Origin of the sequence: Sphingobium trunci, assembly GCF_022664535.1 — a bacterium.
GTDB lineage: Bacteria > Pseudomonadota > Alphaproteobacteria > Sphingomonadales > Sphingomonadaceae > Sphingobium.
Map to the genome: position 1 here is coordinate 14,524 of NZ_JAKUJY010000031.1, position 17,414 is coordinate 31,937.

General features: G+C 66.0%; 17 protein-coding genes. 3 read left to right on the forward strand and 14 right to left on the reverse strand.

Going from position 1 to position 17,414, the window contains the following annotated elements; genetic code table 11:
• Window positions 1–53: 53 nt before the first annotated feature.
• From qhpE to MJ601_RS19320, 14 genes are all read right to left on the reverse strand, one after another.
• On the reverse strand, window positions 54–776 hold the full coding sequence (gene qhpE, locus MJ601_RS19255; protein WP_242129431.1) for a subtilisin-like serine protease QhpE: 723 nt from the start codon (window positions 774–776) through the stop codon (window positions 54–56).
• Entirely contained in the window at window positions 773–2,476 is a 1,704-nt protein-coding gene (locus MJ601_RS19260) for an ABC transporter ATP-binding protein (RefSeq protein ID WP_242129433.1), read from the reverse strand. The genes qhpE and MJ601_RS19260 overlap by 4 nt, the downstream gene beginning before the upstream one ends.
• Window positions 2,473–3,474, reverse strand: coding sequence for a hypothetical protein (locus MJ601_RS19265; protein WP_242129435.1), 1,002 nt, complete (start codon window positions 3,472–3,474; stop codon window positions 2,473–2,475). Before MJ601_RS19265 ends, MJ601_RS19260 begins: the two co-directional genes overlap by 4 nt.
• Window positions 3,471–4,553, reverse strand: coding sequence for a YncE family protein (locus MJ601_RS19270; protein ID WP_242129437.1), 1,083 nt, complete (start codon window positions 4,551–4,553; stop codon window positions 3,471–3,473). Before MJ601_RS19270 ends, MJ601_RS19265 begins: the two co-directional genes overlap by 4 nt.
• 53 nt (window positions 4,554–4,606) lie before the next feature.
• On the reverse strand, window positions 4,607–4,939 hold the full coding sequence (qhpC, locus tag MJ601_RS19275; RefSeq protein ID WP_242129439.1) for a quinohemoprotein amine dehydrogenase subunit gamma: 333 nt from the start codon (window positions 4,937–4,939) through the stop codon (window positions 4,607–4,609).
• The gene (gene peaB, locus MJ601_RS19280) at window positions 4,936–6,402 is read right to left on the reverse strand and encodes a quinohemoprotein amine dehydrogenase maturation protein (RefSeq protein ID WP_242129440.1); all 1,467 of its coding nucleotides are present in this window, start codon (window positions 6,400–6,402) and stop codon (window positions 4,936–4,938) included. Before peaB ends, qhpC begins: the two co-directional genes overlap by 4 nt.
• Window positions 6,399–8,252: a quinohemoprotein amine dehydrogenase subunit alpha gene (gene peaA / locus MJ601_RS19285; RefSeq protein ID WP_242129442.1), complete on the reverse strand. Its 1,854-nt coding sequence runs from the start codon at window positions 8,250–8,252 to the stop codon at window positions 6,399–6,401. The genes peaB and peaA overlap by 4 nt, the downstream gene beginning before the upstream one ends.
• A gap of 146 nt (window positions 8,253–8,398) precedes the next feature.
• Complete coding sequence (locus MJ601_RS19290) at window positions 8,399–8,923, reverse strand: c-type cytochrome (protein WP_242129444.1); 525 nt, start codon at window positions 8,921–8,923, stop codon at window positions 8,399–8,401.
• A 13-nt stretch (window positions 8,924–8,936) separates the two neighbouring features.
• On the reverse strand, window positions 8,937–9,482 hold the full coding sequence (locus tag MJ601_RS19295) for a methylamine dehydrogenase light chain (protein ID WP_242129446.1): 546 nt from the start codon (window positions 9,480–9,482) through the stop codon (window positions 8,937–8,939).
• Window positions 9,483–9,518: 36 nt separating this feature from the next.
• The gene (locus MJ601_RS19300; RefSeq protein WP_242129448.1) at window positions 9,519–10,121 is read right to left on the reverse strand and encodes a thioredoxin domain-containing protein; all 603 of its coding nucleotides are present in this window, start codon (window positions 10,119–10,121) and stop codon (window positions 9,519–9,521) included.
• A gap of 3 nt (window positions 10,122–10,124) precedes the next feature.
• Complete coding sequence (locus tag MJ601_RS19305; protein ID WP_242129450.1) at window positions 10,125–10,676, reverse strand: MauE/DoxX family redox-associated membrane protein; 552 nt, start codon at window positions 10,674–10,676, stop codon at window positions 10,125–10,127.
• Entirely contained in the window at window positions 10,673–11,845 is a 1,173-nt protein-coding gene (locus tag MJ601_RS19310; protein WP_242129452.1) for an amine dehydrogenase large subunit, read from the reverse strand. Before MJ601_RS19310 ends, MJ601_RS19305 begins: the two co-directional genes overlap by 4 nt.
• A gap of 61 nt (window positions 11,846–11,906) precedes the next feature.
• Window positions 11,907–13,121, reverse strand: a complete 1,215-nt coding sequence (locus tag MJ601_RS19315) for an MFS transporter (protein WP_242129454.1) — start codon at window positions 13,119–13,121, stop codon at window positions 11,907–11,909.
• 51 nt (window positions 13,122–13,172) lie between these two features.
• Window positions 13,173–13,835: a TetR/AcrR family transcriptional regulator gene (locus tag MJ601_RS19320; RefSeq protein WP_242129456.1), complete on the reverse strand. Its 663-nt coding sequence runs from the start codon at window positions 13,833–13,835 to the stop codon at window positions 13,173–13,175.
• A gap of 204 nt (window positions 13,836–14,039) precedes the next feature.
• On the opposite strand from MJ601_RS19320, the gene MJ601_RS19325 reads away from it, so the two are divergent.
• From MJ601_RS19325 to MJ601_RS19335, 3 genes are read left to right on the forward strand one after another with little or no spacing between them, the layout of a single operon-like run.
• Window positions 14,040–14,516, forward strand: a complete 477-nt coding sequence (locus MJ601_RS19325) for a c-type cytochrome (protein WP_242129458.1) — start codon at window positions 14,040–14,042, stop codon at window positions 14,514–14,516.
• 31 nt (window positions 14,517–14,547) lie between these two features.
• Window positions 14,548–15,024, forward strand: a complete 477-nt coding sequence (locus MJ601_RS19330; protein WP_242129460.1) for a (2Fe-2S)-binding protein — start codon at window positions 14,548–14,550, stop codon at window positions 15,022–15,024.
• On the forward strand, window positions 15,021–17,213 hold the full coding sequence (locus MJ601_RS19335) for a xanthine dehydrogenase family protein molybdopterin-binding subunit (RefSeq protein WP_242129462.1): 2,193 nt from the start codon (window positions 15,021–15,023) through the stop codon (window positions 17,211–17,213). The genes MJ601_RS19330 and MJ601_RS19335 overlap by 4 nt, the downstream gene beginning before the upstream one ends.
• The last annotated feature ends 201 nt before the right edge of the window (window positions 17,214–17,414 follow it).

A 17,414-nucleotide genomic window follows, 5' to 3' on the forward strand; every position in this document is an offset into this window, starting at 1 on the left:
CCAGTTGCCCTCAGGTTTCGCCCGCCACGATCCGGATCGTGGCGGGCATTTTTTCAGGCGGCGTTCGCGCGCAACGCAGTTTTGAGCGCGGCTATGCGTGCAAAGCCGGTAAAGTCGCGGTCCACGCCTTCCAGCGCACAGGCGGCGAAGCCCGTCAGTTGCGCCGTCGCGAAACTGATTCCGTAGAGGTTGCGGCGTAGCGGAACACCGGGGATTGCACGCGGATAGCCCGAGGCCAGGAAGCGCCCGCCCCCCTGCGACAGGCGAAAATGCCCGCGTGGGCAATCCCAATCGAGACCGACGGCAAAGACACCGGAGATCGCGCCGGGATAGCAGGGCTGCTCTTCGATGCGGTCGGGCGCGATGATCGCCACGCCCGCCTCGCAAGCGCGCTCCACGACATCGGTGAAAGCAGGCGCATGTGCCCTGTTTGTCGATCCCAGGCTGAGATTGATGATATCGGCGCGCTGTTCCACCGCCCAGGCGATCGCCGTGATCAGCGCCATGGCGCTGGCCTTCAACCCCTCGTGAAACACGCGGATCGGTAGGCAAAACGCATCGGGCGCCTTTTCCTGAATGGCAGCCGTGACGGCGGTGCCGTGGCCTAGTCGATCCAGCGTCGCGTCCTGGCCTCCCTCGATGCCGCCGCCGCGCCGGATAGCGACGCCCGGCTCGATCTGGTCGGCGCGGATATGATCGTGGCCGGGATGGACGCCGCTGTCGATGATCGCGATGCGCACGCCCCGGCCGGTTCGGCCATCGAAGGGCGGCGTCACGCCGATGCGGCCAGGCTGGTGTGGACCCGGATTCGACCCTCCTCCAGCGTTATAATCCTGTCGGCCATCTCCGCCAGTGCTGGCTTGTGCGTGATGACGATGATCGTCGCATCGAGCAGCGCCTCGCGCAGGCCCCGCGCGACCAGCCTTTCCGTCTCGCTGTCGAGGGCTGCAGTGGGTTCGTCGAGGATCAGCACCGAAGGCTGGCGCAGCAGCGCACGCGCCAGCGCGACCCGATGGCGCTCGCCGGCTGAAAGGGCGAGCCCGCGCTCGCCAGCGCGCGTCTCCAGCCCTTCGGGCAGGCGCGCGATCAGCGGTCCGAGGCCAGCCTGCCGAGCCGCCAACTCGATCTCGCCGGAAGACGCACCCGGACAGGCGAAGCCGATATTCGCGGCCAGGCTGCCGTTGAACAGATGCGGCGCCTGATCGACCAGAAGGACCGCGCTGCGCAGATCGCCCAAGTGCACGTCGCGCAGGTCGATACCGTCGATCAGGATGCGGCCGCCATCGGGGTCCAGATGGCGCACCATCAGGTCGGCCATGCTCGACTTGCCGATGCCGCTGGCGCCGACGATGGCGCAGAAGCTGCCAGCGGTAATGTCGAGGCTGACCTCGTCCAGGATGGTGCGCTGCTCATGCCGGAGGATCACGCCTTCGAAGCGCAACCCTTGTCGCACGGCATCGAGCGGGCGTGGCGTGGCGCTTTGCGCGACCTCCGCCGGCGTGTCGAAAAGGGCGAAGATGCGGCCGAGCGACACGCGGGCGGAAGCGAGGCCCGACACCAGTCCCATCAACACCTGGATCGGCGAGAACAGCCGCGACTGATAGGTCATGAACGCGACCAGCGTGCCGATCGTCATCTTGCCGGCGATGATCTGCGCGCCGCCGTAAAGCATGATCGCCGAGGTCGAGGCGGTGAGCAGCGTGCCGGGCAGCGCCCCCGCCAGGAAGGATGTGAGCTGCATTCGCAGCATGGCGGTCACGAACGCGCCGTTGCGCTGGCGGAAGCGGTCGATCTCATGCTCTTCCGCGCCCAGCGCAGTGACCGTACGCATGCCCATCACCGTATCGACTAGCAGGCTGCCGAGGTCCGCCCCGCGTTCGCGCATCTCGCGTGTCAGCGCGGTCAGCCGATGCTGGAACCAGAGGAAGAGCCCGATGCAGAGCGGGATCATGACGACGCCGATCAGGAACAGCAGCGGATCGAGCCACAGCATCATGACGACGCATCCGACCAGCATCAGCACATTGCTGAGCACCGACAGCAGCGAATCTGCCGTCACCCGCTGAATATCGGACACATCGCTGTTGAGACGGGACATGAGGTCGCCCAGCCGGAACCTGGCATAGAAGCGGGGTGACAAGGTCTGAAGATGCCGCAACAGCGCGGCGCGGATATCGAACAGCATCGCCGCCGATGCGGCGACATATCGGTAGCTCGCCAGCATGTTGAGTGCGAAGCCGGCCAGCGCCACCACGACCATGATCGCGGCGATCTCGACCAGCGCGCCCATGTCGCGCCGCATCAGCGCCTGGTCGATCATCAGCTTGGAGAGATAGGGCTGTGAGAGGTTGAGCGCTGTCGATAGCAAGCTGATCGCCAGCACCAGCGCCAGCGCGCCGCGATAAGGGCGCAGGAACGGGAGCAGGCGGCGATAGCTGCGCCAGTCCGCGATCCGGGTGGGGCTCTCCGGCGTCATGCCGCCAGCGCCCTGCGGACGAGGCGGAAGCCTTCCAGCGCGAAGCGCGGCGGCGCCTCGCGCTCCAGCCGGGCGGTGCAGGCGGCGAAGCCTTCGGCGATGGCGCGCTGTTGCGCTCGCCACCACGGGCCGCTCCCGCCACTGGCGTAGAAGTCGGCGCAGAGCCGCAAGTGGCGACGCAGCGCAGCGGTCATCATCGCCCGATAATGGCCGAGCAGGTCGGCGGCGTCCTCGCCTTCCTCCAGTGCGACGACGATGGCGGACGCCAATATGCCCTGCCGCACCGCCAGCGCGGTGCCGTCGCCGCAGATCGGATCGAAGCCGATGCTACCCGATCCGCAGGCCAGCCAGTTCGCCCCCTGCATCGCGGCGAGCATGCGCGGGCTGCTGTCGAAGCGGCGGACGTCGTCTCTCTCCAGCACGATCCGGTCGCGCAGATGGCGCGACTGGCCAAGCAGCCGGTCGCCGCTGCCGCCCACGGCCAGCAGCCATCCTATGCCCTCACCGGCGGGCGTCAGGAACAGCCAGCCATCGGCCACCGCTTCCACCCAGCATGCGTCGCTGTCCTCGGCCATCAGCAGGCTCACCAACCCCACTTCGGCGGAACGCTGGCCAAAACGCAGCATCGCCTCGCCCTCAGGGGGCGGTCCCGCGCGGATGACGAAAGGCGGGGGCAGGAGCGGCTGGCCCAGGGGCGTCGGCGCAAAGGCGAGGTCGTCCAGCGCCAGCATCACCGCCGCATGCGGCATCTCCACCGGCGCCTGGCCGCCCCAGGCGACGATCCGGCGGCCGATGCGCGGGCGATCGGCGAACAAGTCGGGTCGGGAGAGCGCGTCGCGCAGCAACGCTCGCGCCGAATCGCTCAGCATGATCGCCGGAGCCGGCGTCCGCCGCTCATTCGTCCAGCAGACCGGCAGACCCGCCCGGCGCAACAGATGGTCGCAACAGGCCGCCGCCACGCCCGCGCCGTGGATCGCCACGCCCGCCAGCGATGTCACGGCAGGGTCAGCAAGCCCGCCATCGTAATGTCGTTCTTCAGTTCCCAATCGCGCTCATACTTCAATGTTTTGGCGTCATAGACAGCAATGTCGTAGCCGGCGCCATAGATATACAGCTTCGTCCCGTCGCGCGACATGCTGAAATAGAAGCGGCGGCGGCAGGGGAATTCGGCCTTGTCCAGCGCAGCATTGGTGGCGAGGTCGAAATGCCAGAATTCGCAGCGCTGCTTGCCCAGGTCGCCATTGACCGCGACGGTATAGCCGTCCTTGCCGTCGGGTGTCACTTGCAGGCCCGCCATATTCTCCGGCGCGGGGCCGATCGGGGCGAAGGTGAAGCTGCGCGAGGAAAGGTCGAAGCGGGCGATGCCGAACACCTTGTTATGGATATAGGGATCCTCGCTGTTGAACAGCGATACATATTGTCCGGGCGTGTGCAGCGTTTCCAGCGTGCCGCCCAGGCCCACGTCCATCATGCCGGGGAAGTCCGGCTTGGCGAGATCGATGCGATCCACCACCTTGAAGTCGCTGGTGTTGATGACCAGGATCTTCTTCTGGAAGGCATAGAGCGTCTTGCCGTCGGGCGAAATGGCGAGGCGGGTGCGATAGCCCGGCCCTTCATCCTCCGGGTCGATATCGACGGCGCGCACGACCTTCTTGGTCTTGAGGTCCACGACCATGTAGCGCGGCTTGCTGATGCGGTAACGGTCGACCTCCTTGTCCATCCGTTCGCCGAGAATGTAGAAATAGCGGCCGGTCGGATCGGGCACGCCGCCGGTGAAGCGGTAGCGGGTGACGCCATCGTTCAGGCTGATCGTGTTCACGACCTTGCGCGTTGTCGCGTCCAGCACCTCGATCCCGCCAGTGGTCAAGGTGGTGACGTAGATCAGCTTGCCATCGGGCGAGAGTTGCAGATTCATCGGCAGGCCGCTCGCCAGCTGGACGCGCTGCTCGATCGATCCGTCGGCATCGCTGACGAATTGGATCTGGTCCGGATAGCCGCCCAACACGATGGTCGAGGCACCGGCCGATACGGCGGCGGTGGTCCAGAGGGCTGCGAGTGCAAGGCGAAGCGTCTTCATGCTGCAGGCTCTTCCTTAGGACGGGCCGATGAATGGCGGATCGGCGGCGGTGATCAGGGAAAGACGAGGTCGAGATTGCGCCAGTCCTTGGTCGCGACGGCGCAATTGGCGGCCCAGTCGGGCGAATAGTTGACATGATCGGGCACCTGTACCGGCCAGAAGCAGGTGACGTAGCAGTCGTAGATGTCGCGCTCGACCGGCTGGCACAGGCCCGCCGTGCCGCCGCCGGCATCTACTTCCCAGCCGGGCGAGAAGGACAAGGTGCAGCCCATGGGAATATGCGGCTTGGGCGGTTGCTGCTGAAGAGCGACGACATCCTCCTCCAGCAGCGACGCGCTCTGGTCGATCCGGGCCGCCTTCAGGTTCAGCGGGCGAAGATGCTTCATGACAGGCCCTTCCGTGCTGCGAAACGTTCCAGAAATTGCGGGTTCTGCACGCTGAGAGCGCCGTAGATGCGCAGACAGGTGTCGGTCCATTCGCGGATCCAGTCGCAATAATGGAGATTGGCGTGGCCCGTGTCGCCATAGCGGACAAATGCCTCATGATGGCATCCGCCGGCGCAGAGCGGCCGCGCCCAGCAGGTCGAGCATTCATATTTGGCGCTGACATGGCCGCGTGACAGGAAGTCCTCCCGCTTTTCGCTGTCGAGGCCGGTCGAGATATGGCCGAGCGTGTGCGTGTCGGCATCGGTAAAGCGGTGGCAGGGCGACAGGTCGCCCGAGGGGCTCACGCCCAGCAGGCCCAGACCCGCGCCGCAGGGGTGGGACTTGTTGACGCCCTGGATCAGTTCGCCGATCGTCTCGCTGACATTGGTGAAGCCATGCATTTGCCCGCGCAGCGCATATTCCAGCCATTCGTCGGCCAGTTCGTGGAACTGCGCCAGCACCGTATCCATGCCATTGTCGTCGATCATATAATCGCGCTCGCCCGAATTGGTGACGGGCGCGAAGCCGACCTCGTGGAAACCGAGATCGTCCTTCAGGTGGCGATAGATGCGCACCACGTCGGTGACGCCATTGGTCAGCGTGACGCGGGCAGTGATGGCGCGGGTCCGGTGCCCGGCGATCAGCTTGCGCAGGCGCGGCTCGATCACCGCGTAGCTGCCCTTGCCGGACTTGTAGACGCGATGCCTGTCCTGCAGGTCGGGCGGGCCGTCCATGCTGACGGTGACGCCGATTTCCTTGTCCGACAGGAAGGCGATGATCTCGTCCGTCAACAGCGTCGCGTTGGTGGTAAGGCTGAAGGTGATGGCGCGATCCTGCGCCGCCGCCTGCGCGCTGGCGTAGAGCACGACCTCCCGCAGCAGCTTGAAGTTCATCAGGGTCTCGCCGCCGAAGAAGGTGATGTGCACCGCCTGCCGACCGGCCGAAGATTGCAGCAGGAAATCGACGGACCCCTTCGCGGTGTCAAGCGTCATATATTTGGGCTTGCCCTGCGGCGTCGCGATCTTGTCCGCGCCGAACTCGTAGCAATAGGTGCAGGCGAGATTGCACTGGTTGGTGATGTTGAGCACCAGCGCCTGAAGCGGAAAATCGGCGGGCGGCGTCCGCGGGCCGGGGGTGACCGCCTGCCGCACTGTGTCGGAGACGATGCCCTGCACGAACAGAAGCTCGCGGATCAGCTCCTCGGCGTCCTGCCGCGCGTAGCCGCCGTCGATCAGCGCCTGCACCAGCTCGCCATGCGACAGCTCGGTCTCGTCCAGCCGGCGCAACGCGGCATTGGCGCCTTCGTCCAGCGCGAAGATCGCGCCGGCCGACACAAGATAGACGAAGGGCTGGCCGGACGCCTGGAATTCATGCAACTCACCGCGCCGATAGCGGCCCGATGCAAGCGCGGTCATGCTGGTCATTGCGACACCTCCGGTTGGTCCCAGCGCTTGTAGGCGGGCACAGTCGTCACGAGATAGGCGCGTCCGCTCATCGGCTTGCCCGTCTTGTCCTTCAGCGCCTTCGCCGTTGCGACGACCCAGACCTCGCCATAATTGTTGCGGCTGAAGCGGCGGTCGGGATTGGGACCCTCGACATTCGGCGTGAAGAAGCCGGACATGTCCAGCGCGCCGACATATTTAGTGTCGTCGTCATAGGTGACGGTCGGAAATTCCTGCATCGCCCAGTCGGCCTGGACCGGCATGACCGCGAAGTCGTCGGCCGTGCCGGGCTTGCCGTCCGCGCCGCTGGACCAGCCGGTCGCCTCGAACTGTTCATAGCCCTTGCCATATTTGATGCCGCCCAGATGAGCGAGTGAGGTTTCGGGCGTCACCTTGAGATAGTCGATCGCGGCATAGACGGGCAGCGCCTTGGCCAGCACGACGCCGCCGACCGCGACATCATGCGCGCCAACGATGGCGTCGGCCGCGATGTCGACCGTCGCGACCGCTTCGTTGGCGGAGACGCTCGCGACCTTCCGCACGGTGACGCCGGTCCCGAAATCGAGATCGGCGGCGGAGAGGCTGGCGGGCAGGGCCGCTCCATAGATGTGGACCTCGGCGCCTTTGCGGCCCAGCTTCAGCGCGTCGGGAGAGACGCCGGCGACGACCGGGCCGCCGGTGGCGCGCGTCATCGTCACGTCCAGGCCGAACTCGTGATAGTCGCCCCAGTAGAAGCGCCCTTCTGCCCTGTTCTGGCCGGGCGCGAAAAACAGTGTCTCGCGCAGCGTGCCAGCCAGCGCGTCGGGCTTGGGCGACGGGCCGGGCGCGCTCGAGGTGCCGCGCCAGCTATAGCCGGCATAGACCAGACCCTTGCCGGTCAGCGCCGTGGTCGCGCCGGTATCGAGCGAGCGCAGGGTAGTCGTGGTCGTGAAATCGTCGCCGGCCGGCGTGATCGTCATCGTGCCGACGAAATGGCCGTGGCCGCGCTGGCTGGCGGAGATCACCCATGTGCCCGCCAGTTTCGGCGTTCCTATACGCGGGCGCCAATCGGCCCAGGCCGCGCTGTTGAGATTGGCCTCCTTGCTGAGCCAGTCGAGCGCGAGTTTCGCATGGGTCGGCGGCTTTTTGACGGGCGCGTCCCCGCCAGCGGGCGCGGCTCCCGCCGGCTGCTCGACCGGCCGATTGAACTGATATTCCGCCTGCGAATAGAGAGCGACATGCATATTCTGGAGCAGCGCCCATTCGCGATGGCTGCGGCGCGAGGAAAGGGGCTGACCGAAGGCGTGGCAACCCGCACAGGTCTCGCGAATCGTGTCGTTGGGGATGTTGGTCTCGTCTTGCACCCGACGTTCGGCCATATACATGACAGGCTTCGCCTCTTCGGGGGCGAGGCCGTGCCAGGTGCCGAGATATTTGACAACCGACCGCGCCTCTTCCGGTGTGATAGACAGGCCGTTGAGCTTCACCATGCGCTTGATCGTCTGCGCCCAGCCTTCGGGCGTAGCGCGGACCCAACTGACGCGCGACAGATTGCCCTTGGCGTCGGGCGCGTGACAGGATCCGCATTTCTCCTTCGTCAGCGCGTCGGTGACGGGGATGCCGGTTTCCTTCTCGACCCAGTCGGACGGATCCTTGTTGCTCTCGTCGGCATTGCCATCGACTTGCGCCGTCACGAGCGAGGCGGACAGTATGCCGGCCGCCGCCAGCGGCATCAGCAGGGCGCGGCGCGGCCCCAGCCTGTCCCAACCGCCGCGCAGTGCGCCGAAGAGGGTGGCGCGCGGCGACGCAGGATGGCCTTCTGGCGACAATTGATCCTGCTGCGCGACGGTCATGGACGATGGCCCCCATTTGATCAGCGATGCCTGCGGTTTCCCGGTTTGGCGAAGGAAGACTGGACAATCGTCAAGAATCGGTCAAGCGACTTTTGTGCATCCGCGAAGGATTTTTGGGTAAGCGACCCAGTGCCCGCTTATTTCGCCTATTTCGCCGCCATGGGCGTGTAGAAATCCCGGAGCGAGGCGGGCGCGTGGCACTGCCTCATGACGATGGCGACATTGCGTGCCCGTTCCCGCGTCAGATTGGCGGAACTGAGGGCGTGTAGCCGCCCCTGCGCCACTTCGTCGGCGGTGAATGGGGCGGTGCGGCCAGGGGGCACGCTGCCTTCGCCCAGCACATAGACGACATAGTTCATCAGGCCCGCGAGCTGTTCATTGTCGCGGACCCGGCTGTGCGCGACATTGGGCAGGCGCAGCAGATAGGCGCGGGTTTCCGGCGTGCAGAGGAAATAGCCGACGCGTCCGCGCAGTTCGGGCACCTTGGCAGGCGCCGTGCTACCCGTCACGCCGTGGCAGCCGCCGCAATTTTCGATATAGTCCGATCGCGCCAGCGCCGGGTCAGCCGTGCCGGGCAGGGGCGCTGGCGTCGCCGCGCCGACCGTCACATAGATGGTTTCCATCAGGATCGCGGCCACCGCCAGCAGGAGACAGGACAGGCCGGCGCGCATCGCCTTTCGCCGCCTATTCCGCGCCGCCGACCAGCACCGCCGTCGAACAATGATATTGCATGCTCTGCGTGCCGAAGCACCAGATGATGTCGTTGTTGAGCTGGGGCGTGTAGAGCTGCGTCTCGCGATCCGCATTGTCGCAGCCGCACTGGTTGCAGGTCGGCTTGCCGCAGCAGTCGCGATAGGCGATCAGATAGGCCTTGCCATTGTCCGGATTGATGCAGGTGCCGACCCAGGAGACCGGCGAGGGTTCCGCGCCGGCCGGGCAGCTATGAATGCCGCCGCCGCAGCAGGAGCAGAGCGCGCCGTCGATGGCGCAATAGCGCCAATAGTCGCACTTGGTGTCATCCTGCGTCTGTGCGTTGCGGGCGAAAGCCGTCTTCGCTTCGGGCGAGCGATCGGGCTTGGCCGCCTCCGCGCGGCTCACCGGCAGCAGGGGAAAGGCGGGCGCCGCGACCAGGGCCAGCCCCAGCCGCGACACCATGCTGCGGCGCGAGGTATGCCCCGCCAGCTTGCGCAGCAATTTTTCCCCGATGGCGTCGGCATCAAATCTCTTCATGCTGCGTCCCCCACTCTGCCTCACTCATACCGTTCTTCAGGCCGCCACATGCCGCAGCCCGGCAATATAGTCCTGCACCGTGCGCACGCCCATTTCATGCGCGACGATAAGGCTCTCCAGATGCTCGCGGCTGTTCACCAGCCCTTTGGACAATATCCGGCCTTGCTCGTCGATCAGCACGGCGAAGGGCAGTTTGCCGACGCCCAGCGTGCGGCCGACCAGCGCATCGTTCACGAAATCATAGCCTTGAAGGCCGTGCTGGGCGATCATCGCCCGCTGCGCCGCCGGATCGTCGTCGCCCACGAAAGTCAGCGCGATCCGCTCATGCTGCGCGAAGGACCGCGCGACCGGGATCAGCCCTTTGCAGAGCGGGCATTGCGCCGACACGAACATCAGCAGGCGCAACGCGGTGCCGGGCAACGGCCCGCCCAGCGTCAGCATCCGGCCATCGATCGACTGGCCGACAAGACCCGCCGTATCGTCGGCCACCGCCGATCCGCCCGCCGTCGCGAGCGCGCCGGCGGGCGCCACGCGCATGTGCAAAATCCCGACCTGCCGCGCGAGGGCGACCAGCGCGACGCCCAGACCCAGGATCACGGTCCAGCTGACGATCTGCGCGATGATGAGCGAAACGAGCATGGTTCAATGTCTCCGGTGCGGGGCGGGCGCGGCGGCGGCCTGCGCCGCATGAATCGCCTCGAACAGCTGATAGCCCAGCCACAGTGCCAGCCCGCCGAACAGGCCGCTCGCACGCGCCATCGGATCGAGCTGCGCGGCGAAGCCCAGCGGCGTCAGCAGCGCGGCGGCGAGCAGCAGGTTGCGGATGACCGACGACCAGCGCAGTCGCTGGATCAGGTCAGGCCGGCCGCAGCCGCAACTGATCTCCCGCCGGCCGCGAAGCAGGTTGAACGCCATGGCCATGGCGAACAGCGACAGCAGCGCGGCGCCGACGATGACGGGAAGCGGCGTCAGGCCCATCAGCAGCAGCGCGCCCAGCAGGCTCTCCACGGCCGGCAGGGCGATCGCGGCCGGACCGACAAGTGACTCGGGCAAGATTCGGTAATTGGCGATGACGCCGGGCAGGACATGCCGGTGCCGGACCTTCTGAAAGCCCGCCGTCAGGAAGATCAGGCCGCATCCCGCCATCGCCGTCTGCGCCAGCACGGCCATGCTCGTGACGATCGCTCCGCTCACGATCCGGCCGCCGCGACGATGATGCCGGATCCGGCCGCGTCGATGCTGTGCTTTTCCTCGCCGGTTCTGGCGTCCAATATCGTGCCCTTGCCCTTTTCGTCGTTGATGAAGATCATCGCCTCGGCGCCCTGCGATACGCCGATATGAGCGGCGGGATCCTTCAACGGGAAGCGGCGCGCGACTTTCCGGTTCGCCACATCCAGCACCCAGATTTCGTCCCCGAACGCCTTGTGCGACCAATATTCGCCCATGTGCATCAGGACGAAGACCTCGCCGGTCGTGGCATTATAGGCCATGGGCTGGCGGGAGCCGGGATACCAATCGACGCTGAGCGGCTTGGTCGAGGCGGGCGCGTATCCGGCCGCCTCCTGCAGGGAAAAGGGCGCGGAGATCACCGGCGATGCGCCCATCTTCGCGGTATAGACGAGGCCGGTATAGCTGACGAAGATCGCGAGGTTCTTCGCCTTGTCATAGGCGAAATTCTCGAAGATCGGATCGTCGTTGGCCGGGAAGAAGGAAGCGCTATGGGTAATTTGCGCCTTGCCGGCGGGCGCGGCTACCGTAGCCATCGAGCCATCCGAGCAAAGGGCGGAGAAGCCCACGCCCGGGTTGGGGATCAACGCCGCGCAACCGGGCAGCTCCACTGTCTTGACGAATTTTCGTTTGGCCAGATCGACGACGTTGACGGCGGAGGCCGGGCTGAAATTATAGACGAACCCCAGCTTGCCGTCGTCGGCCAGGATGAAATTATGCTCGCGCTCGTTGACCAGGATGCGGTTGGGGATAGCGATTTCGCTGACCAGCTTCAGCGAACTGCTGTCGTAGACCGACACCATGTCCTGCCGCGTGCCGCGATTGCCCTTCGACCAGATGGTTTCCGAGACATAATAATATTTGCCGGCGGGATCGATCGCCATGTCGGATAGCTGGCTGGAAGCGACCATGCCGAGCATCTTGCCCGTCTTGCCGTCATAGATGCCGGTGCCGTCGACATTCCAGCCGCCCCGGACGAAGAACCAGTCGGGCTTGGGCGGCGAGATGGTGACGACGTCGGATTCTTCCGGCTCCAGACCGTGCGGGTCTTTCGCCAGTGCGGCGGAACCGGCTGAGACCGCGCAAGCCGCGATGGTCGCGCACATGCCGTAAACATAGGCCGAATGAGGCTTCATCCCCGGTTCCCCCATATGTCGCGCCGCCCTGGCGATGACCGCGCTCGCAGCAATAATGATGTCAAGGCTGGACGTTTGTCAAATATTCGTCAAGCGATTCGTAGGAGGTCCGACGCCACCGCAGTCCGCCTGGCGCGAGATCGGCGAAAGCCAGCAGCAGGCAGGCGGACAGGATCGCCGTCACCGCCGCGTAGAGCAGTCCGCCCGCCCCGAAGGCGAGGCTGGCCAGCGATCCGGCGACTGGCCCCAGCGTCATGCCCAGCGGATGGGTGCAGGCGACGAAGCGCCGGAACAGGCCGTCCCGGCCGGCGGCGCTGGCGAGCCCGGAGCTGCGCACGATGATCGCGGTCGATCCGATGTTCAGCAGGATGATCGAGACGATGAACAGGATCGGGTCGCCATCGCGGGTCGCGAGGATCGGGCAGATCAGCGACAATCCGCTCAACGGGCCGGTGAGCGCTGGAGGCACCGCCGGTCGCTCCCGCATGACGAAGAACGCCGTCGCCGCGCCAGCAAGAGATCCGACCGCCACGGCCTGGCCGATCGTCGCCTCGGAAATGCCGGCATCGATCGCCAGCGCGCCGGCGAAGCTCCACACCATCATCGTCGCGCAGATGAACAGCAATGTCGCGCCGGCGGCGGCCCAGGCGCGGGTGTCGCTGTGCCCCGGTCCGCCCGATGCACGGGCCGGGGTGGCCGGCTCGCGGCGGCTGACGGCCTGCGGATATCGGACGCATATGGCCAGCGCGCACAGAGGCGCGATCGCCAGTGTCGCAAGCGCTATAGCGGCGCCCGCCGTGTCAGCGATGGTCGGCAGCAGGAGCGCTACGGCCGTCGCCACGCCGAGCTGGCACAGGAAGACCGCGCCATAGGCGCCGTGCGGCCGGTGGGCCGCTGCATTGCTCATGGCCTGGGTATAGAGCACGCCCGTCGCGAGGCCGAAGAGACAGCGCAGACCGAGCAGCAGGGCAAAATCCCCGGTCCATGCGGTAGCCAGCGCAGCCAGCAGGGCGACCAGCGCCGCCGTCGGGAAGATCGGGCCCGACAGGCGGCGGCCATATTGCCAGGTGACCAGCGCGCCGAGCGCCATGCCGCACTGTGACGCGCTGACGATCCAGCCATGCCGGTCCGGCGACAGGCCGTGGGCGGACGACAGCAGCGTCAGGAAGACGGGGTCGATCCCCGGCTGGAGCACGCCCAGGCAGGCGAGCGCCACGGCGGGCAGGAGCAGGGGTTGGTCGCCGCTTGGTCGAAGCACCGGGCACTCCACAGCCATGGGCGGCGCGTCATGCGCCGACCGGCCCGCCGGGCATTCTCTCCGATTCGCTCAGGTCAATGCTTGTGTCAGTTCCGCAATCTCACCGGGTTGCACGCGTTTGACAAGATCGACGAACCATTTCGCCGATAGTGCGGTGATCGCCTTCATCCGCGGCGCCCATGGCTTCAGGTAGCCGGTGAAGGGCGTGGTCCCCTCCATCGAGGCGCTGATGAACAGCGAAAGGGTGCGCACTTCGTCCGCGTTCAGCGCCGGATTGATCCGCTGCACATATTCGCCGATCACGTCATGCACCCTGGCGTAGAAAGCGCGAACGCGGTCGGCGATGAAGTCATTATGGTTGGCGAGCGCCCATAATTCGGTGAACAGGCGCGTCGTTCGCTTGGAACTGATATCGTCCAGGCAGATGATGATGACCAGCCGCAGCCGATCCTCGTCCGACAGTGCCGGCTGGCGCACGGTGACGTCCAACTTGCTGTTATAAGTGTCCATGATTTCGTCCAGCAGCACCTGGACGAGCAGTTCCTTCTTCGGGAAATGATAGCTGACATTGCCAACGCGCAAGCCGCAGGCCGCCGCGACCCGCCGGATCGTGAAGGCGCCGGCGCCCTCGTCGATCAGCACATTGAGCGCCGCCCGCAATATGGCGTCAACCGTTTCGGAGCCGCGCGCGTAGATGCCGGGGCGGACCGGCGCGAGTTCGATATCGATCATGCGGCCTTTCTAGACTCTGCCGGAGGGAGGGGCCACCCTTTCTCGATTAACAATTGTCCATCGGGCAGGCATTGCCACTTGACGAAACCTTGATGTCTGTCCAGATTTTCCCGCGTCGCCCGCCGGTACGGGATCGACGCAGAATCGATCCGCCACGCGAAGGCCTTTGGCGTTTTTCGGGAAAACGAGGGTATAAGGGTTCATATGATAGCTCTGCGCACCGGCTTGATCGCCATCGCCTCCCTGCTTGCCCTGGCCGGCGCCAGCGGGGATGCACAGGCGGCGGGCGACAAAATCTACGCCTCCCGCTGCTCCATGTGCCATCAACCGACCGGCGCCGGGCTGCCCGGGCAGTTTCCGCGCCTGAAGGGCCGGGTCGGCGCAATCGCCGCCACCAAGCCGGGCCGGGCCTATCTGGCCAACGTCCTGCTATTTGGCATGTTCGGCGGGATCGATGTCGACGGCAAGCATATCGGTGGGATGATGCCACCCATGGGATCGCTCGCCGATCAGGACATAGCCGATACGCTGAACTTCGTCGCCGCCATGGAAAAGCCGAAAAAGCCGGTCGCGCCCTTCACCGCCGCTGAGATCAAGGCAGCGCGCGCGGGCGGGCCGCTGACCGCGTCGGCCGTCGGCAAGATCCGCGCCGACCTCGTGTCGAAGGGCGTCATTCCATAAGCGTGCGACGGGGAATAAGGGAGGGAGGGGCATGGCGATCACGCTGACGGTCAATCGGAAACATTATGCGGTGTCGGTCGATCCGGAAAAGCCGCTGCTCTGGATATTGCGCGAGGATCTGCGCCTGCCTGGCACCAAATTTGGTTGTGGTGCCGGGCTGTGCGGCGCCTGCACCGTGCTGCTGGACGGGCAGGCGGTGCGATCCTGCCAGACGCCGCTGAGCGCTGTCGGCGCAGCGAAGGTCACGACCATCGAGGACATCCGATCCGTACCCGCGGGCAAGCATGTGGTGGAAGCCTGGATCGACCTGGACGTGCCGCAATGCGGATATTGCCAAGCCGGCCAGATCATGTCCGCGACATGGCTGCTGGGTCAGACGCCCGATCCGCAGGATGCGGACATCGACGCAGCCATGAGCGGCAATATCTGTCGCTGCTCCACCTATCTGCGCATCCGCAAGGCGATCAAGCAGGCGGCCGCCGCAACCCAGGCGGACAAGGCGGCATGAACGCCGCCGACGCGATCAGCCGACGCTCCTTCCTCTCGGCCTCGCTGCTGGCGGGCGCGGCATTGGCCTTCCATGTGCGGCTGGCGCTGGCGGCGGAAAACGGCGCACCCGTCGGGACGCTGACCGCCTTTGTGCGGATCAATCCCGACAACAGCGTCGTCATCGGCGCCAAAAATCCGGAGATCGGTCAGGGCGTCAAGACGATGCTGCCGATGCTGATCGCGGAGGAACTGGATGTCGACTGGGAGCAGGTACGGATCGAGCAGACGCTGGCGGACGACAAGATTTACGGCCCGCAAAGCGCGGGCGGCAGCCGCGCGACGCCGGTCAACTGGTTGCCGATGCGGCAGGCGGGGGCGGCCGCGCGCGCCATGCTGGTTTCCGCCGCGGCGACCCAGTGGGGCGTGAAGCCGGATGCGCTGATCACCAGCGGCGGCATGGTGCGTCACGCCGCCTCGGGGCGATCGGCCAGCTATGCCTCGCTCGCGCCGGCCGCCGCCGCTGTTCCGCCGCCAGCGTTCGAAACCGTGCCACTCAAGCCTGACAGCGCGTTCCGCATCATCGGCACGCCCCGGCGTGGCGTCGATACGCCCGCTATCGTGCGGGGGGCGCCGCTGTTCGGCATCGATACCGATCTGCCGAATATGGTCTATGCCGCGCTGGAAACCTGCCCGGTGTTTCAGGGCGTCATCAAAAGCCATGACGATGCGGCGGCGTTGGCCGTGAAGGGCGTCATCGCCGTCGTCCCGATCAACAGCGGCATCGTGCCCAAGGGGCAGAAGGACGCGCTGGCGATCGTCGCGGACAGCTGGTGGACCGCGCAGAAGGCGCGCGCGCTGCTGAAGGTCGAATGGGACCTGGCGGCCCAGCGACATTTTTCCACGGCCGGCTATGAGAAGGCGGCGGTCTCCAGTCTGTCGGGGGCGCCGCAGAGCGATATCCTCAGGAAAGGCGACGTCGCGGCGGGGTTGGCCGGCGCGGTCAAGACCGTGTCGGCACGCTATGACTATCCATTTCTGGCGCATGCCACGCTGGAGCCGCAAAATTGCACCGGGCTGTTCGACCAGGATCGGCTGACGCTTTGGGCGCCCTCGCAGGCGCCGACCGGTGGGCGCAAGCAGGTCGCCGACATGCTCGGCATCGCGCCCGAAAGCCTGATCATTCATCTGACCCGTATCGGCGGCGGCTTCGGTCGACGGCTGATGAGCGACTATATGGTGCAGGTGGCGCAAATAGCGCGCGCGCTGCCCGGCCGTCCGGTCAAGATGATCTACAGCCGGGCCGACGATATCCGGCATGATTTTTATCGTCCGGCCGGCTGGCACGGGCTGACCGCCGGTCTCGACAAGGATGGCGCGATCGTCGCGCTGAAGGATCATTTCGTGACCTTCGGCGCACCGGACGCGCCGGTCCGCGCTGCGGAAATGGAGGCGACCGAATTTCCGGCCCAGATCGTGCCCAATATCCATTTCGGCGCGTCGTGGCTCCAGACGAACCTTTCGACCGGCTGGCTGCGCGCCCCGACGTCCAACGCCATGGCCTTCGTGTTCCAGTCCTTCCTGGATGAGGTGGCGCTGGCGGCCGGTGTCGACCTGCCGACCTTGATCCTGCGCACGCTGGGCGAGGACCGCCTGTTGCCGCAGGTCGGGCGAGCGCCGCAGTTCAACACCGGTCGCGCGCGCAAGGTGATCGAGGAAGCACGCCGCTTCGCGGCCTGGGACGGAAAGCGGCCCGACCGGTGGACCGGGATTGGGCGCGGCTTCGGCTTCTATTTCAGCCATGCCGGTTATTTCGCCGAGGTAGTGGACGCGACCGTCTCCAAGTCCGGCCAGATCAAGGTCGACAAGGTCTGGGTCGTCGGCGACATTGGCAGCCACGTCATTAATCCGCTCAATGCCGAGCACCAGGCGCAGGGGTCCGTGATCGACGGGCTGGCGCAGGCGATCATCGGGCAGAAGATCGATCAGGTCGACGGCGCCGTCGTGCAGGAGAATTTCGACGGCTTCCCGCTGATGCGGATCGACAGCGCGCCGCCGGAGGTCGCCGTGCGCTTCGTGACCAGCCCGTACCCGCCGACCGGCATAGGCGAACCAGCGCTTCCCCCTGTCATCCCCGCGCTGGCCAATGCGATCTACGCCGCGACGGGCCAACGCCTGCGTTCGTTGCCGCTGCGGACGGCTGCCGTCTGAACAGCTAGCCTATGTGGCCATGCCGTTCACACGTTCAGCAGATTGGCCCTTTCCCGCCGACAAACAGGTCATTCAGAGTTCCGCGCCAGCCCGCTGATAGCTGCCCTGCGTTTATACAACTTAAGGGCTCGGAAATCTGTCGGCGATAAATTGCGAGGCGGCCCTAGGTGATTGTTCCCAACGCCGGATCGAATCATTTTG

Bases quoted from the DNA above. Each gene is read 5' to 3' on its own strand.
- MJ601_RS19260 (WP_242129433.1), bottom strand. From the start codon at position 2,476: ATGACGCCGGAGAGCCCCACCCGGATCGCGGACTGGCGCAGCTATCGC.
- MJ601_RS19270 (WP_242129437.1), bottom strand. From the start codon at position 4,553: ATGAAGACGCTTCGCCTTGCACTCGCAGCCCTCTGGACCACCGCCGCC.
- qhpC (WP_242129439.1), bottom strand. From the start codon at position 4,939: ATGAAGCATCTTCGCCCGCTGAACCTGAAGGCGGCCCGGATCGACCAG.
- peaB (WP_242129440.1), bottom strand. From the start codon at position 6,402: ATGACCAGCATGACCGCGCTTGCATCGGGCCGCTATCGGCGCGGTGAG.
- peaA (WP_242129442.1), bottom strand. From the start codon at position 8,252: ATGACCGTCGCGCAGCAGGATCAATTGTCGCCAGAAGGCCATCCTGCG.
- MJ601_RS19290 (WP_242129444.1), bottom strand. From the start codon at position 8,923: ATGCGCGCCGGCCTGTCCTGTCTCCTGCTGGCGGTGGCCGCGATCCTG.
- MJ601_RS19295 (WP_242129446.1), bottom strand. From the start codon at position 9,482: ATGAAGAGATTTGATGCCGACGCCATCGGGGAAAAATTGCTGCGCAAG.
- MJ601_RS19300 (WP_242129448.1), bottom strand. From the start codon at position 10,121: ATGCTCGTTTCGCTCATCATCGCGCAGATCGTCAGCTGGACCGTGATC.
- MJ601_RS19310 (WP_242129452.1), bottom strand. From the start codon at position 11,845: ATGAAGCCTCATTCGGCCTATGTTTACGGCATGTGCGCGACCATCGCG.
- MJ601_RS19315 (WP_242129454.1), bottom strand. From the start codon at position 13,121: ATGGCTGTGGAGTGCCCGGTGCTTCGACCAAGCGGCGACCAACCCCTG.
- MJ601_RS19320 (WP_242129456.1), bottom strand. From the start codon at position 13,835: ATGATCGATATCGAACTCGCGCCGGTCCGCCCCGGCATCTACGCGCGC.
- MJ601_RS19325 (WP_242129458.1), top strand. From the start codon at position 14,040: ATGATAGCTCTGCGCACCGGCTTGATCGCCATCGCCTCCCTGCTTGCC.
- MJ601_RS19330 (WP_242129460.1), top strand. From the start codon at position 14,548: ATGGCGATCACGCTGACGGTCAATCGGAAACATTATGCGGTGTCGGTC.
- MJ601_RS19335 (WP_242129462.1), top strand. From the start codon at position 15,021: ATGAACGCCGCCGACGCGATCAGCCGACGCTCCTTCCTCTCGGCCTCG.